At 69.3% G+C, this 13903-nt stretch carries 13 protein-coding genes; 10 read left to right on the top strand and 3 right to left on the bottom strand.

What is annotated here, in order from left to right; all coding sequences use genetic code 11:
• Positions 1-138 precede the first annotated feature (138 nt).
• On the top strand, positions 139-1113 hold the full coding sequence (locus FFI87_RS27295; protein ID WP_138850046.1) for an AraC family transcriptional regulator: 975 nt from the start codon (positions 139-141) through the stop codon (positions 1111-1113).
• Positions 1110-2147, top strand: coding sequence for a LysR family transcriptional regulator (locus FFI87_RS27300; RefSeq protein WP_138850045.1), 1038 nt, complete (start codon positions 1110-1112; stop codon positions 2145-2147). Before FFI87_RS27295 ends, FFI87_RS27300 begins: the two co-directional genes overlap by 4 nt.
• 32 nt (positions 2148-2179) lie before the next feature.
• On the opposite strand, the gene FFI87_RS27305 is transcribed toward FFI87_RS27300, so the two are convergent.
• Complete coding sequence (locus tag FFI87_RS27305; protein ID WP_138850044.1) at positions 2180-3310, bottom strand: porin; 1131 nt, start codon at positions 3308-3310, stop codon at positions 2180-2182.
• A 411-nt stretch (positions 3311-3721) separates the two neighbouring features.
• Between FFI87_RS27305 and FFI87_RS27310 the strand changes: the two genes are divergently transcribed.
• On the top strand, positions 3722-5128 hold the full coding sequence (locus tag FFI87_RS27310) for a spinster family MFS transporter (protein ID WP_138850043.1): 1407 nt from the start codon (positions 3722-3724) through the stop codon (positions 5126-5128).
• Positions 5129-5284: 156 nt separating this feature from the next.
• Entirely contained in the window at positions 5285-6265 is a 981-nt protein-coding gene (locus FFI87_RS27315; protein ID WP_138850042.1) for a PDR/VanB family oxidoreductase, read from the top strand.
• A 115-nt stretch (positions 6266-6380) separates the two neighbouring features.
• Here FFI87_RS27315 and FFI87_RS27320 read toward each other — a convergent pair whose 3' ends face one another.
• Positions 6381-7301: a LysR family transcriptional regulator gene (locus tag FFI87_RS27320; protein WP_138850041.1), complete on the bottom strand. Its 921-nt coding sequence runs from the start codon at positions 7299-7301 to the stop codon at positions 6381-6383.
• A gap of 139 nt (positions 7302-7440) precedes the next feature.
• Here FFI87_RS27320 and FFI87_RS27325 point away from each other — a divergent pair, with 139 nt between their 5' ends.
• The 3 genes from FFI87_RS27325 to FFI87_RS27335 all read left to right on the top strand — a co-directional run bounded on the left by FFI87_RS27325 (position 7441) and on the right by FFI87_RS27335 (position 9676).
• Positions 7441-8724 carry an aromatic ring-hydroxylating oxygenase subunit alpha gene (locus tag FFI87_RS27325; protein WP_138850040.1) on the top strand — a complete coding sequence of 428 codons (1284 nt, stop codon included), beginning with the start codon at positions 7441-7443 and terminating at the stop codon, positions 8722-8724.
• Positions 8721-9224 (top strand): aromatic-ring-hydroxylating dioxygenase subunit beta, encoded by a 504-nt coding sequence (locus tag FFI87_RS27330; RefSeq protein ID WP_012365407.1) that lies wholly within the window; start codon positions 8721-8723, stop codon positions 9222-9224. Before FFI87_RS27325 ends, FFI87_RS27330 begins: the two co-directional genes overlap by 4 nt.
• Positions 9225-9289: 65 nt before the next feature.
• Positions 9290-9676, top strand: coding sequence for a 2-hydroxymuconate tautomerase family protein (locus tag FFI87_RS27335; protein ID WP_138850039.1), 387 nt, complete (start codon positions 9290-9292; stop codon positions 9674-9676).
• 62 nt (positions 9677-9738) lie between these two features.
• Here the strand turns inward: FFI87_RS27335 and FFI87_RS27340 are convergent, their stop codons facing one another.
• Positions 9739-11292, bottom strand: a complete 1554-nt coding sequence (locus tag FFI87_RS27340; protein ID WP_138850038.1) for a sensor histidine kinase — start codon at positions 11290-11292, stop codon at positions 9739-9741.
• Positions 11293-11718: 426 nt separating this feature from the next.
• Here FFI87_RS27340 and FFI87_RS27350 point away from each other — a divergent pair, with 426 nt between their 5' ends.
• The 3 genes from FFI87_RS27350 to FFI87_RS27360 are packed head-to-tail and all read left to right on the top strand — an operon-like array spanning position 11719 to position 13894.
• Complete coding sequence (locus FFI87_RS27350; RefSeq protein WP_105786062.1) at positions 11719-12912, top strand: acyl-CoA dehydrogenase family protein; 1194 nt, start codon at positions 11719-11721, stop codon at positions 12910-12912.
• 53 nt (positions 12913-12965) lie between these two features.
• Positions 12966-13343, top strand: coding sequence for a hypothetical protein (locus tag FFI87_RS27355; protein ID WP_011660268.1), 378 nt, complete (start codon positions 12966-12968; stop codon positions 13341-13343).
• An 8-nt stretch (positions 13344-13351) separates the two neighbouring features.
• A complete protein-coding gene (locus FFI87_RS27360; protein WP_138850036.1) occupies positions 13352-13894 on the top strand; it encodes a nuclear transport factor 2 family protein in 543 nt (180 codons plus the stop codon).
• Positions 13895-13903 lie beyond the last annotated feature (9 nt).

The following is a 13903-nucleotide window of genomic DNA, read 5'->3' on the forward strand; positions in this document are numbered from 1 at the left end:
GGTGAGTGAGTGTTGCCGAGACTACGCGGCGGCGCGCAGCGCGTCGCTTCAAAACGCGCAACGGCACGCCCGTTCGCGCAACGCAATCGCGGCGACGCGCATTACGCCGCGCCCACCCATCCGACACGAGGCCCCCGCATGGACATCGCCCTCTCCCGACATGCGCCGAACCGGCTCGGCACGCTGCATGCGCCCGACGAAGTCGAACGCGCGGTCGCGCACCGGCTCGGGCCGCACCGGATGGCCGCGCGCGGCCGCGATCCCTTTCATGCGGAGCTGTACGAGGTGCCGCTGCATCACGGCGCGCTGCTCGAGCTCTGCTACGGCCGCGAAACGCGCATCGATTTCGGTGACGATGCCGATCACTTCCTGTTCCGGCTGACGCTGTCGGGCGCGTGCGAACTGCGGGCCGGCCAGCGGGTCGCGCGAGCGGGCCCGGGCGAGCTGACCGTGTCGTCGCCGGCGCTCGCGAGCCGTCTGAGCACGAGCCCCGATTGCCGCAATCTGGTGCTGCGGCTCGAGCGCGGCGCACTCGAACGCAAGCTGCAGGACATGCTGCATGCGACGCTCACGCGGCCGCTGCACTTCGATCTCGCCGCGGGCGGCAGCGGCGCGGGCGCCGCGCTCGTGCCGCCGACGTTCGAGTACCTGTGCCGGCTCGGCGCGCAGCCGGGCGTCGGCACATCGGCGACGACGTTTGGCGCCGATCTCACCGCGTGGCTGATGTCGCTGCTCCTCACGCATCTGCCGCATTCGTACAGCGCTGCGCTCGCGCGCGGCACGCCGCCGCTGCCGGCGCACGTGCGCCGCGCATGCGACCACGTCGACGCGCATCTGGGCGAACCGCTCGCGCTCGCCGCGCTGGCGGCCGTCGCGGGCGTCGCGCCACGCACGCTGCAGCATGCGTTCCGCGCGTTCCTGAACACCACGCCGGCCGCCTACGTGCGCGAGCGCCGGCTGGCCGCGGTGCACGCCGCGCTGCAACGCGGCGACGCGCGCAGCGTGACCGACGTGCTGATCGCGCACGGCATTCATGGCTTCGGCCATTTCGCGAAGGCCTATGCGCGGCGTTACGGCCACGCGCCTTCCGTCACCGCGAGGCAAGCACCATGACGCACTCCGCCACCAGCCGGCCGCCGGCCCCGGCCCGCGCCGAAGCTTCACCGCACGACGGCGATTCGCCCGACGGCCTGCGCGTGCAGGATCTCGATCTCAACTTGCTGAAGACGTTTCGCGCGGTGTACGAGGAGCGGCACGTCGGCCGCGCGGCGCTGCGGCTCGGCGTCACGCAGCCGTCGGTCAGCTACGCGCTCGGCCGCCTGCGGCTGATGTTCCGCGACGCGCTGTTCGTGCGCACCGGCACCGGCGTCGAGCCGACGCCGCGCGCGCAGCGGCTCGCGATCTCGGTCGACAAGGCGCTCGCGATCCTGCAGGACGTGCTCGACGAAGGCTCACGGTTCACGCCGGACAGCACGCAGCGCGTGTTCCGGCTGCACATGAGCGATTTCGCGGCGAGCGCCTTCCTGCCGACGCTGCTCGCGGCATTCGACCGGCGCGCACCGGGCGCGGTGATCGAGACGCTGCACGTCGACGAATGCCAGCTCAACGTCGCGCTCGAATCGGGCCGCATCGATTTCGCGCTCGGACATTTCGCGGATGCATCGAGCCATTTCCAGCGCGCGGCGCTGCTGCACGAGCGCTGCGTGTTGCTGATGCCGCGCCGCACCGCGCAACGCGTCGCACTGCCCGACGATTTCGTGCTCGACGGCGACGCGCCGGACACGCTGCGCTTCGTCGCGGTGACATCGCATCCGCAGTCGATGCAATTGCTCGAGCGGCACGGACTGATGCCGCGCGTACGGGCCGCGCTGCCCGACTTCATGGTGGTGCCGGCGCTGCTCGAACACGGCGATTACGCGCTGATCCTGCCGGAGACCGTCGCGATCACGTTCGCCGCGCGTCAGCCGTGCACGCTGTACGAGATCGCCGGGGCCGGCGAATGGGCCGTCAACGCGTACTGGCACCGGCGCTTCGATGCGGACCCGGGCCATCGCTGGCTGCGTGCGCTGCTGCTGGAGTTGTTCGATATCGGCCGGCAGCCGCCGTTCGACGCATGGCTCGCACCACACCCGCCCGCCTGCGCGTAGCGGCGCAGGCGGCCAGCGGCAACCCTCGGCGCTCAGAACGACGTGAGGATGCCTGCGACGATCGAGCTGGCGGTCGCGCCGGGTTTCGCGACCGCGACGCCGCCGCCCGCCGCGCCGTTCACGACGAAGCGCGCATGCGCGCCGTTGCGCACCATCGCCGCGCCCGTGTAAAGCACCGTGCGCTTCGACAACGGATAGTCGAAGCGGATGCCGTACGAATCGGCGTTGCCGTCGCTGTCCGCGACCTTCCGGTAGTGGCCGATGCTCAGCAGCAACGACGCGCGGCCGATCGGCACCGTCGCGCTGAGCTCCATCGTGTCGCTGTGCGGATACGCACTCTGGCTGTCGATCGCGGCCGCGACGTCGGGGCCGCCGCGATGGCGCATGTACAACGCGGCGATCTTCACGACGCTGAAGTCGTACGAGATCGCGCCGAGCGTGTAGTTGCCGTTCGCGGCCGGGCTCGTGGCACCGAGCGCGGATGCGGCGACCGGGCTGAACTTCTGCTGCATGTAGTCGACGTCGATCGACAACCCGCCGCGCGCGTAGTTGAGGCCCGCGCCGTACGTGTCGCCGAGCGTCGCCGGCTGGCCGGCCGCGCCATTGGCGCCGCGCGCGGCCATCGCGCGGAGCATGAAGCCGGCGTAGCGCGGCGACGTGTAGCGCATCGAGTTGCGCACGCGCAGGAACGCGGGCCCGACGAAGTTGTTCGTCGCGTTGCCCCATGCGAGGCCCGCGCCGAGACCGGGCAGGCTGTACGTGACGAGCGTGGTGTGCAGGATCGTGTAGAGCTCGCCGAACTGCACGCCGCCGAACGGCCCGGTGATGCCGACCCACGCCTCGCGGCCGAACAGCGCGCTGCTGTTCGACAGCGCGCCGCTCGCCGCGTTGAAGCCGTCCTCGAGCTTGAATATCGCCGCGTAACCGCCACCGAGATCCTCGACGCCCTTCAACCCCCACTGCGACGCCCACAGGTTGCCGCTGCCCATGCGCGTCACATGATTCGGCCCGGCGTTCGCGTATTCGATCGCGGTATCGACGCGGCCGTAGAGCGTCACGCTCGATTGCGCGAGCGCCGGCAGCGACGCGCACGTGAGGAGCGCGGCAACCAGCGTGGCACGCGGTACGGCAAGCCGGTCGGCCCGCCCGTTCGGATGGTTCATCTTCGTCGTCCCGTAGTCATTCCGGCGCCCGTCGGCGTCGCGCCGCTCGATATGAAACGCGTTCGCGATCTCGTGCGAACGCTGCCGATCAAAACCGGGCCGAGTCTAGGAACGACAATTTCGGACGTCGACGCAATCCGCTCTATAACGCTTATAGATGCGCCGCATGATGCGCGCGCGCCCCGCCGCACACGCGCTGCGCGCCGGCCCGCGCGCACGGCCTCGGTGTTTTCTTTATCCGGGTCGGTAAAGGTCCGTGTGGCGCGGCTGTCACTCCGGCTATGGCGGCCGAATTTGGCCGACTACGCTGCGTCTCCGACACGTGTCACCCGCACGCTTTCGCGCCGCGACGGCGCCCGGCCCGCGAGGCCGGCGCCGCGCCTTTCCACCGCCCGCTCCTGGAGAATCCGCATGTCCGCACCCACGGCCCGCGCTGCCGACGGCAAGCGCTATACGTACGAATGGTATGTCGTCGTCATCTGCATGCTCGCGTACGTCTTTTCGTTCGTCGACCGCCAGGTGCTCGTCCTGATGATCGAACCGATCAAGCGCGACCTGCACCTGACCGACACGCAGTTCAGCCTGCTCAACGGCTTCGCGTTCTCGCTGTTCTATGCGGTGATGGGGCTGCCCGTCGCGTATCTCGCCGACCGCTACGCGCGCCCGCGCATCATCGCGCTCGGCATCGCGCTGTGGAGCGTCGCGACCGCCGCGTGCGGGCTCAGCCAGCAGTTCGTGCAGATGTTCGTCGCGCGCATGGGGGTCGGCGTCGGCGAGGCCGCGCTGTCGCCCGGCGCGTATTCGATGCTCGCCGACTACTTCCCGAAGGAGAAGCTCGGCCGCGCGATCGCCGTGTATTCGCTCGGCTCGTTCATCGGCGGCGGCGTCGCGTTCCTGATCGGCGGCTACGTGATCGCGCTGCTCAAGCACGCGAGCGCGTTCACGCTGCCGCTCGTCGGGCAGGTGCATGCGTGGCAGGTCACGTTCCTGATCGTCGGGCTGCCGGGGATTCTCGTCGCGCTGCTGTTCGCCGCGACCGTGCGCGACCCGCAGCGCAAGGGGCTCGCGCAGGATCGCTCGGGCGCCGTGCGGCGCGTGTCGATGCGCGATTCGCTGCGCTTCGTCGGCACGCATCGTGCGACCTTCTCGTGCCACTACCTCGGCTTCTCGTTCTATGCGATGACGCTGTACTGCCTGTTGAGCTGGACGCCCGCGTTCTATATCCGCCACTTCGGGATGACGGCCGTCGAAGCCGGCTACACGCTCGGCATCGTGCTGCTGGTCGCGAACACGGCCGGCGTGTTCTGCGGTGGCTGGCTCAACGACTGGCTGCTGCGCCGCGGACGCAGCGATGCGCCGATGCGTGCGGGGGCGATCGGCGCCGCGTGCATGGTGATTCCCGCGACGCTGTTCACGCAGCTCGACAGCCTGCCGGCGTCGCTCGCGATGCTCGTCGTCGCGATGTTCTTCGCGTCGTTCCCGATGCCGACGTCGACCGCCGCGATGCAGACGCTCGCGCCGAACCAGATGCGCGCGCAGATATCCGCGCTGTTCCTGCTCGTGTCGAACCTGATCGCGCTCGGCATCGGCACGACCGTCGTCGCGCTGTTCACCGATCGCGTGTTCGGCGCGCCGGCGGCGGTCGGCCACTCGATGTCGATCGTCAACGTCGTCGCCGCCACGCTCGCCGCGCTGCTGCTGGCGGCCGGATGCCGGCAGTACCGCCGCAGTCTCGAGCGCGAGCGCGGTCATGCGGCTGCGTCGGCCAGCGCCGCCAATGCGCCCGTCGACGGTGGCAACGCGGTCGCCGCACGCTGAGCGCGCGACGATCGGGTCGCGGCGCAATTATCCATCCCACTGATTCCGGCATCGCTTTTTTATCGATTTGATTTATGCGGTGCGCGTCCCTATTCTCGGCTGCATGACGGCGCGGTATCTGCCGCGCCGGTTTCTTCCCTACCCCACGGAACACCCATGCAAGCGAACCGCCACCAGGTCCGGATCGATGCGCTGATCGACGCGGCGCAGGACATCCGCTGTTTCCGGGTCTCGCGCGTCGACGGCCAGCCGTTCGACGCGTACGAGCCGGGCGCCCATATCGACGTCACCGCGCCATCCGGCGTCACGCGGCAGTATTCGCTGTGCGGCCGCCCCGACGAGCGCGGCAGCTATCTGTTCGCGGTGAAGAAGGAAGCGCGCTCGCGCGGCGGTTCGCGCTCGCTGCACGACGACGTGTGCGTCGGCGCCGAGCTGTCGATCGGCGCGCCGCGCAACCTGTTTCGTCTGGCGGACAACGCGAGCGAACATGTGCTGATCGCGGCCGGGATCGGCATCACGCCGCTGCTGTCGATGGCGTATGCACTCGAGCAGCGCGGCGCGCGCTACCGGTTGCACTACTTCGCGCGCAGCCGGGAACACGCGGCCTTCGTCGACGAACTGTCGGCCGCCCCGTTCGCCGCGCACGTGACATTCCATTACGGCATCGAGCCCGACGCGCTGGCGGCCGAGCTCGGCCGCTGCGTCGAATCGATCGATGCGCACGCACATGTGTACACGTGCGGCCCCGGCCCGTTCATGGATGCGGTCGTCGCGGCGGCGGCCACGCGGATTCCCGAGGATGCGATTCATCTCGAACGCTTCGCGGCGGAACCGGCCGCGGCCGATGCCGCCACGGATGCAGCGCCGGCAGAAGGCTTCGAAGTGCGGCTGCAGCGCAGCGGGCAATCGGTGCGCGTCGCGCCCGATACGTCGATCGTCGACGCGCTCGCGCGCATCGGCATCGAGGTCGATACGTCATGCGGCGAAGGCGTGTGCGGCACCTGCATGGTGCCGGTGCTCGACGGCGAGCCCGATCATCGCGACCACTGCCTGAGCAAGGCCGAGCGTGCGAGCAACACGGTGATCTGCTGCTGCGTGTCGCGTGCGCGCTCGGCGGTGCTCGTCCTCGATCTCTGATGCGATAACGCGACGATGCGTGGGTGCATCGCGACGGCCCGCGCGTCGATCTCGGATGCACCGATGCGTTGACGCGACGATGCGCGGCTGCATCGCGACGGCCCGCGCCGCGCGCTCACGCCTCGTCGAAATGCTCGACGATCTCGGCGAGCAGCGCGCGCATCCACGCGATGCCCTCGTCCTCGTGAAAGTGCTCGTGCCAGTGCATCGTGACCGGCGCGGGCGGCAGCGTCACCGGCAGGTCGTACAGCCGGAACGCGTTGCCGCGGTTCAGGATCTGCGCGAGCCGCCTCGGCAGCGTCGCATAGAGATCGGTGACCGACAGCACGCTCGGCAGCGCGACGAAGTGCGGCACTTCGAGCGCGATGTTGCGGCCCACGCCCTGCGCGCGCAATGCGTCGTCGAGCGCGTGGTGGCTGTGCTCGACCGATTTCACGTTGACATGTGCGGCGCGCACGAACTGCTCGAGGCTCAGCGCCGCGCCGGCCGGCAACCCGCGCCGGCGGCCGGTCATGCACACGTAGGTTTCCTCGAACAGCACCTGGTGGCGCGTGCGCGGCATCAGCTCCGGCAGGTTGCCGATCGCGAAGTCCAGCCGGCTCGCGCGCAGCGCCTCCTCGATCTCCTCCACGGGCAGCGGCTGCACGCTCAGCGTCACGCGCGGCGCGCGCGCGCGCAGCGCCTGGCAGATCGCCGGCAGGTACGCCATCTCGCCCGCGTCCGACAGCGACAGCCGGAACGTACGCGTGCTCGACGCCGGATCGAAACGCTCCGCATAGCGCAGCGCGGCCCGCACCATGTCGAGCGCCTTGCCGACGATCCCCGCGAGTTCGAGCGCGACCGGCGTGGGCTGCATCCCCGCGCGCGTGCGCACGAACAGCGGATCGTCGAACAGCGTGCGCAGCCGCCCGAGCGAATAGCTGACGGCCGGCTGCGACAGCGCGAGCCGCTCGCCGGCCTTGGTCAGGCTGCGCTCCTCGACGATCGCCTGAAACACCCGCAACAGGTTCAGATCGAGATGATCGACCGATGTCATCGTGGCCTCCATCATTTGCCGTATTTATTTGATCAGCAATTTTAGATCAATTTGACGGATATGTAGCGGAAGCCGAGACTGGTCTCCCGACGCTGCGCACAGCGCGGCCCGACTTCGCGACTCTTTCCCCACGACGACGATGAGCGACATTCCCTACCAGACGATCGACACCCGCGCGTTGCACGGCCTCGCGCAGCCCGACCGCATCGCGCCCGCGATGTATCACGACCCCGCGCTGTTCGAGGCCGAGCTCGACCGCATCTTCTACCGCACCTGGATCTGGGTCGCGCACGACAGCGAATTGCCGAACCCGGGCGACTTCATCACGACGACGATCGGCCGCCAGCCGGTGATCGTCGTGCGCGACAAGACCGGCGAGATCAACGTGCTGCAGAACCGCTGCCGCCATCGAGGCGCGACCGTGTGCGAATCGCACAAGGGCAACGCGAAGGGCTTCACGTGCCCGTATCACAGCTGGTCGTACGCGCTCGACGGCACGCTGCGCGCGCTGCCGTACGGCGACGGCTACGAAGGCGTGTGCGAGAAAGGCGACCTGCCGCTCGTGAAGCTGCGCGTCGGCGTGTATCAAGGGCTGATCTTCGCGAGCTTCAACGACGACATCGAGCCGCTCGAGGATTTCCTCGGTGGCGCGAAGCCGTGGATCGACCTGTTCATGAAGCAGGGCGCCGGCTACCCGATCAAGGCGAACGGCGAGCACAAGTTCAAGTTCAAGGGCAACTGGAAGATCCAGCTCGAGAACACGACGGACCTCTATCACTTCCCGGTCGTGCACAAGTCGTGGATGAAGTCGATCGACGATGAAACAGCCGCCGCGATCACGAGCTTCATGACGAGCGAGCACGCGTTCTGTCGCGCGCTCGGCAACGGCCACAGCCTCGCGGTGCTGATGCCCGAGCTGATCGATCTCGACGAAGACGACGGCGCGCCGCTGCCCGAGCGCTTCGCGCCGCTCGCGGCAACGCTCGCCGAGCGCCACGCGCCGAACGAAGTGCGCCGCATCGTGCGCTCGCTGCTGGGCGTCGGCTTCAACCTGAACCTGTTTCCGAACCTCGCGCTGTCGATGGCGTTCTTCCGCGTGCTGCGGCCGATTTCCGCGAACGAAACCGAGATCCGCCACGTCGCGCTCGCAATGGACGGCGGCCCCGACGAAGCGAACCGCGAGCGGCTGCGCATCCACGAACACTTTCAGGGCCCGTTCGGCTTCGGCAGCCCCGACGACGCGGAAGCGTGGGAGCGCGTGCAGCGCGGCGCGCATGCGGGCCCCGACGTGCCGATCCTCGTGAACCGCGGGCTGAACCGCGAGACGACCGCCGCGAACGGCGAAAAGACCGCGCATGCGACCGACGAGACCGGCATGCGCGAGGCCTACCAGCAATGGCGCAAGTTGATGGAGCAAGCATGATGGACGACCGCAACGCCCTTTTCTCGCAGCAGACCTTCGCCCGCGCGGTCGAATTCGTGTGGCGCGAAGCCGAGATGCTCGACCGCCGCGACTATCGCGCGTGGCTGGACCTGTGGGATCCGGCCGGCCACTACGTGGTGCCGATCGATCCCGACGCGACCGATTTCGCGGCGACGCTGAACTACGTGTTCGACGACCAGGACATGCGCGAGAAGCGCGTGCAGCGGATGCTGTCCGGTCACTCGGCGTCGGCAAGCGACGCGGCGCGCACGGTGCGCACCGTGTCGCGCTTCACGCTGGAAAGCAGCAGCGCGGGCATCGTCGAGCTGAAATCCGCGCAGGTCGTCGTCGCGTACAAGCGCGGCGTCGCGACGCTGTTCGCGGCCGACGTCACGCACAAGCTGCACGTCGATGCCGAAGGCGAGATGCGCATCGCCGAGAAGATCGTGCGCCTGATCGACTCGACCGAAGCGCTCAGCGCGATCGGCTTCCTGCTGTAAGCCGTGGCCGGTTCGCCGCTGCAAGTGCAACGGTGAACCGGTCACCTTCACCTTTGCCGACGACCATGCCCACACTCGAAGTTTTCCTGCCGGCCGGCCACGACGACGCACGAAAGGCCGAGCTGATCGCGCGGCTGTCCGGCGCGACCGTCGACGCGATCGGCGCGCCGATCGAATCGGTGCGCGTGCTGCTCACCGAATTGCCCTCGGCGCATGTCGGCCTCGGCGGGCGCACGGCCGCCGACGGCGCACCGCCGTCGCTGCCGGTGATCGTCGCGATCCTGATCGCCGGGCGCACCGACGAACAGAAACGCGCGCTGATCGCCGCGCTGTCGGACGCCGGCGCGAACGTGCTCGATGCGCCGTTGCAGGCGACCCGCGTCATCATCAAGGACATCCCGAACACCGACTTCGGGATCGGCGGCCAGACCGCGCGAGCGCTGGGGCGCTGATCGTGTGCCGCGCGTCGCAGTCCGGCCGTGGCGCATGTAAAGCACGTGAAGCAACGCGGCGGCTACGCCTGCGCGTCGGCGAGCGGCAGCGTCACGCGGCAGTCGAGCCCGCCGCCTTCGGCCGGGCTCGCGACGATGCGGCCGCCGTGGCGCGTGACGATGCTCTTGCACAGCGACAGCCCGATCCCGTTGCCGCCGGCCTTCGACGACGAGAAGCCGTCGAACAGCCGGTCGTGCGCGCCTTCGGCGACACCGGGGCCGTTGTCGATCGCGCGCAGTTCCGCGTGCCCGCCGACGTTCGCGGTGCCGAGCATCAGCGTGCGCGGCATACGCTCGCAGCCGGCGAACGCCTCGATCGCATTGAACGCGAGGTTGAGCACCACCTGCCCGATCAGCACGCGCTCGCAGCGGATCGGCAGCGGCGCATCGGCCTGCACGATCGAGACGGTCACGCCCGCTTCCTTCGCCCGCAGCTCGATGAAATACGCGACGTCGGCGAGAATTTCGCGCAGGTCGGCGAGCGCGACAGCCGGCTCGCGCTTCACGATGAACTCGCGCACGCTCTTGATGATCAGCGCCGCATGTTCGGCCTGCCGGTCCGCGCTGCGCAGCCCCCAGATCGCATCGTCGACGGCGCCGCGCGCATTCAGCCGCCGCACCGCGCCCTCGATGAAGTTGCGCACGGCCGCGAGCGGCTGGCTCAGCTCGTGCGCGATCACGCTCGCCATCTCGCCCATCGCGTTGTAGCGGCCCGCGTATTCGAGCATGCGCGCTTCCGCACGCCGTGCGTCCTCGATCGCGACTTCGTCGCTCACGTCGCGAAACTGCACGAGCAGCCCGTCGAGATCGCCTTCGATCTCGACCTGCCGGCACAGGATGCGCAGCCAGCACGTCGAACCGTCGCGCCGCACGATCCGGTAGCGCTGCGGTTCGGACGGGCACGCCGACGGCGCATCGCGCAGCTGCGCGACGAGCCGGTCGCGGTCGGCCGCGCTGCAGTAGTCGAGCACCTCGCCGAGCGCTTCGTCCTGCGCGAGCCCGAGCACGCGCCGGCCCGACTCGCTGATGAACTGCACGCGGCCGTGCGGCGTCACGACCGCGATCCCTTCGTCGAGATCCTGCATGAACTCGCGCAGCCGCGCCTCGTAGCGGCGCAGTTGCTGGCGGACCGCCTCTTCCGCGCTGATGTCGCGGAACTGCACCATCACGACGTCGCGCCCGCGCAGCGGCACGTAGGTGGCGGTCGCCTCCGACAGCATGTCGACGCCGGTGCGCGACCGGTAGCACCACTCGTACACCTGCGGGCCGTCGACGAGCGCGCGATCCCACGCGCTCACGGCGATCTCGCGGCGGTATTTCGGTTCGGGACGCGTCATGTCCTGCGCCTTCAGCGGCAGCAGCTCCTCGACGGAAAAACCGAGCGCGATGCACGCGGCGCGGTTCGCCCACACGATCGCGCGAGTCTTCGCGTCGTGCAGCAGCACGCAGGTGGTCAATGCGTCGAGCAGCCGGTGGAAATCGTCTTCGTCGGGAAAACTCATGATCGGATTCGGATGAAGGCGCGCGGCGTCGCGCGGCCGGATGTCCAACATAGCATCGGCGTGCGCGGCCCGCATCTGAAGATTTCTTTAGTCCGGCACGGAGCGACACCAGTCACGCGGCCCTACGCACCAATTGCTGCGGGTTTTCGACGTTTCTAGACTAGGGTCTGTTTACATATGGAACGCACATGCGAATGCCCGAAATCGCCCGTAGGGCAAGAAGTGAGGAGCGCCGTTTGGCCGAGTCAAACAAGCGACGAGCGACGCCGCCATACGGGCGATTTCGGGCATTCCCCTGACATGAATTTTTTAGTTTGGGGTTGCCACGAGAACGGCCGCTCGCCGCGTTGCGCTCCTTGCGAATACGTCCAGTATTCGCAGCGTCGCGCGCCTCGCGAGCGGCCGTTCTCGTGGCAACGCATGCGCGTTCCATATGTAAACAGACCCTAGCCCATGCATCGTCTTGCCCCCGCAACCGAACCCCATCCCCAGGAGACCGCCATGCCCAACGCCGCCCTCGCCATCGATGCCGCGTCCCCCTCGCCGCACGCGGTCCGTGAAGCGGCCGCGCGGGTGTCGCCGCTCGACGCCGTGATCGAGACCGTCGCCGCGCGCCGCGACGAATTCGACCGCCTGTCGCACGTCCCGCGCGACGTGATCGCGCTGTTCAAGGAAGCCGGCATCTATCGCGCGGGCACGCCGCGCCGCTTCGGCGGCGACGCGCTCGCGCCCGGCGCGTTCCTCGACATGATCGAGCGGATCGCGACCGCCGACGGCTCGGCCGCGTGGGTCGCGAGCTTCGGCTCGGCCAACGTCTATCTCGCCGCGCTGCCGCTCGCCACGCAGGCCGAGCTGTACGCGGGCGGCCCCGACCAGGTGTTCGCGGGCGGGCTGTTCCCGGTGCAGCCGGCGCAAGCGGCCCCCGGCGGCTGGCGCGTGAACGGCACGTGGAAGTTCGCGAGCGGCTGCAAGGGCGCCGACTGGCTCGGCGTCGGCATCGCGGTGCCCGGCGCGCAGGACGCCGCGCCGAACAAGCCGCGCACGGCCGTGTTCCGTGCCGCCGACGTCGAGATCGTCGAGAACTGGAGCGTGGTCGGCATGCAGGGCACCGGCAGCCACGACCTGCGCGTCGACGATCGCTTCGTGCCGGAAGCATGGACCTTCGTGCGCGGCGGCGAGGCGACCGTCGACGAGCCGCTGTACCGCTATCCGACCGTCGCGTATGCGGCGCAGGTGCTCGCCGTGGTCAACCTCGGGCTGGCCCGTGCGGCGCTCGACGTCGCGAACCGGATGTCGGGCGGCCGCCAGACGACCACCGGCGCGCCGCGCCTCGCCGATCGCGCGTATTTCCGCATCGAGCTCGCGAAGGCCGAGGCGCAGTTGCGCTCGGCGCGCGCGTTCTTCTACGACGCGACCGACTCGGTCTGGCAATCGATCCTCGCGGGGAACCCCGTGACGCCCGAGCAGGTCAGCCTGCTGAGGCTCGCCGCCACGCACATCGCCCGCGAAGGCGCGAGCGTCGTCGAGCGCGCGTATCGCCTCGGCGGCACGGCCGCGATCTATCGCACGCATCCGCTGCAGCGCCTGCTGCGCGACGCGATGGTCGTCACGCAGCACGCGTTTCTCGGCGAAGGCAACTTCGACGGCGCGGGCGCGGTGTTCACCGGCGTCGCGCCGTTTCCCGGCTATCTGTAATCCGCGTCGCTTCGCCGCGACGCCGCTCAACGCATTCTTCAGGAGAACCTGTCATGTCCGATTCGAATCCGCTGCCGCTGCGCGTGCTGTTCTGCTGCGGCGTGTCGCAAAACTTCTTCGACCTGCCGCGCGAGAAGATCGGCGAAGTGTGGCAAGCGTATGGCGCGATGCTCGCCGCCGTCGAGGCAATGCCCGGCGTGCGCGTGCTCGGCGTGATGGATGACGACCGCCTCGTCGTCGGCCAGGCCGACGGCGCGCCGTGGACCTTCTACATCATGGCCGACGTCGCCGACTTCGACACGACGGTCGCGGTCTGCAACCTGTATCGCACGACGCCCGTCGGCGAATACAACCTGTGGCGCTACGGCAAGATCGAGGCGCGGGTCGGCCGCGCGCTGACCGTGCCGCCGGCCGCGCGCCCCGCGTCGTGAGGCGCGCGATGACCGGCTCCGATCCGGCCCGCTCGATCGAAGTGCTTGAAGCGCTCGGAGCGCTTGAGCGGCGCGTGGCGATGCTCGACGCCGAACGTGCGGTGCGCGCGACGATCACGCGCTACATGGCGCTGTGCGACGTGCCCGAGGATGCCGGCGACGGCCCGGCGCTCGCCGCGCTGTTCACGGCCGATGCTGTGTGGGAAGGCATCGGCCCGCAGTACGCGCGCAAGTTCGGCCGCCGCGAAGGCACGGACGCGATCGTCGCGATGCTGCGCCGCTATCTGCCGCCCGAGCCGCATTTCGCGGCGAACCTGCACTTCCTGACGTCGGAGTCGATCGACGTCGGCGCCGATCTCGCGACCGCGCGCGGCCGCTGGATCATGCTGCAGGCGTCGCGCCACGTGGACGGCACCGCCGAGCTGATCGCCGCGCGGCTGACCGTCGATTTCGCGCCGGCCGATGGCGGCACCGCGTGGCTGATCCGCCATTTCCGCACCGAGCGCGTGCTCGACGGCCCGTGGCCGCTCGCCGCCGCGCCGCGGCCTTGAACCCTTTCA

This window comes from Burkholderia sp. KBS0801, assembly GCF_005937855.2.
Classification (GTDB): domain Bacteria; phylum Pseudomonadota; class Gammaproteobacteria; order Burkholderiales; family Burkholderiaceae; genus Burkholderia; species Burkholderia ambifaria.

Bases quoted from the DNA above. Each gene is read 5' to 3' on its own strand.
- FFI87_RS27295 (WP_138850046.1), top strand. From the start codon at position 139: ATGGACATCGCCCTCTCCCGACATGCGCCGAACCGGCTCGGCACGCTG.
- FFI87_RS27300 (WP_138850045.1), top strand. From the start codon at position 1,110: ATGACGCACTCCGCCACCAGCCGGCCGCCGGCCCCGGCCCGCGCCGAA.
- FFI87_RS27305 (WP_138850044.1), bottom strand. From the start codon at position 3,310: ATGAACCATCCGAACGGGCGGGCCGACCGGCTTGCCGTACCGCGTGCC.
- FFI87_RS27310 (WP_138850043.1), top strand. From the start codon at position 3,722: ATGTCCGCACCCACGGCCCGCGCTGCCGACGGCAAGCGCTATACGTAC.
- FFI87_RS27315 (WP_138850042.1), top strand. From the start codon at position 5,285: ATGCAAGCGAACCGCCACCAGGTCCGGATCGATGCGCTGATCGACGCG.
- FFI87_RS27320 (WP_138850041.1), bottom strand. From the start codon at position 7,301: ATGACATCGGTCGATCATCTCGATCTGAACCTGTTGCGGGTGTTTCAG.
- FFI87_RS27325 (WP_138850040.1), top strand. From the start codon at position 7,441: ATGAGCGACATTCCCTACCAGACGATCGACACCCGCGCGTTGCACGGC.
- FFI87_RS27330 (WP_012365407.1), top strand. From the start codon at position 8,721: ATGATGGACGACCGCAACGCCCTTTTCTCGCAGCAGACCTTCGCCCGC.
- FFI87_RS27335 (WP_138850039.1), top strand. From the start codon at position 9,290: ATGCCCACACTCGAAGTTTTCCTGCCGGCCGGCCACGACGACGCACGA.
- FFI87_RS27340 (WP_138850038.1), bottom strand. From the start codon at position 11,292: ATGCGGGCCGCGCACGCCGATGCTATGTTGGACATCCGGCCGCGCGAC.
- FFI87_RS27350 (WP_105786062.1), top strand. From the start codon at position 11,719: ATGCCCAACGCCGCCCTCGCCATCGATGCCGCGTCCCCCTCGCCGCAC.
- FFI87_RS27355 (WP_011660268.1), top strand. From the start codon at position 12,966: ATGTCCGATTCGAATCCGCTGCCGCTGCGCGTGCTGTTCTGCTGCGGC.
- FFI87_RS27360 (WP_138850036.1), top strand. From the start codon at position 13,352: ATGACCGGCTCCGATCCGGCCCGCTCGATCGAAGTGCTTGAAGCGCTC.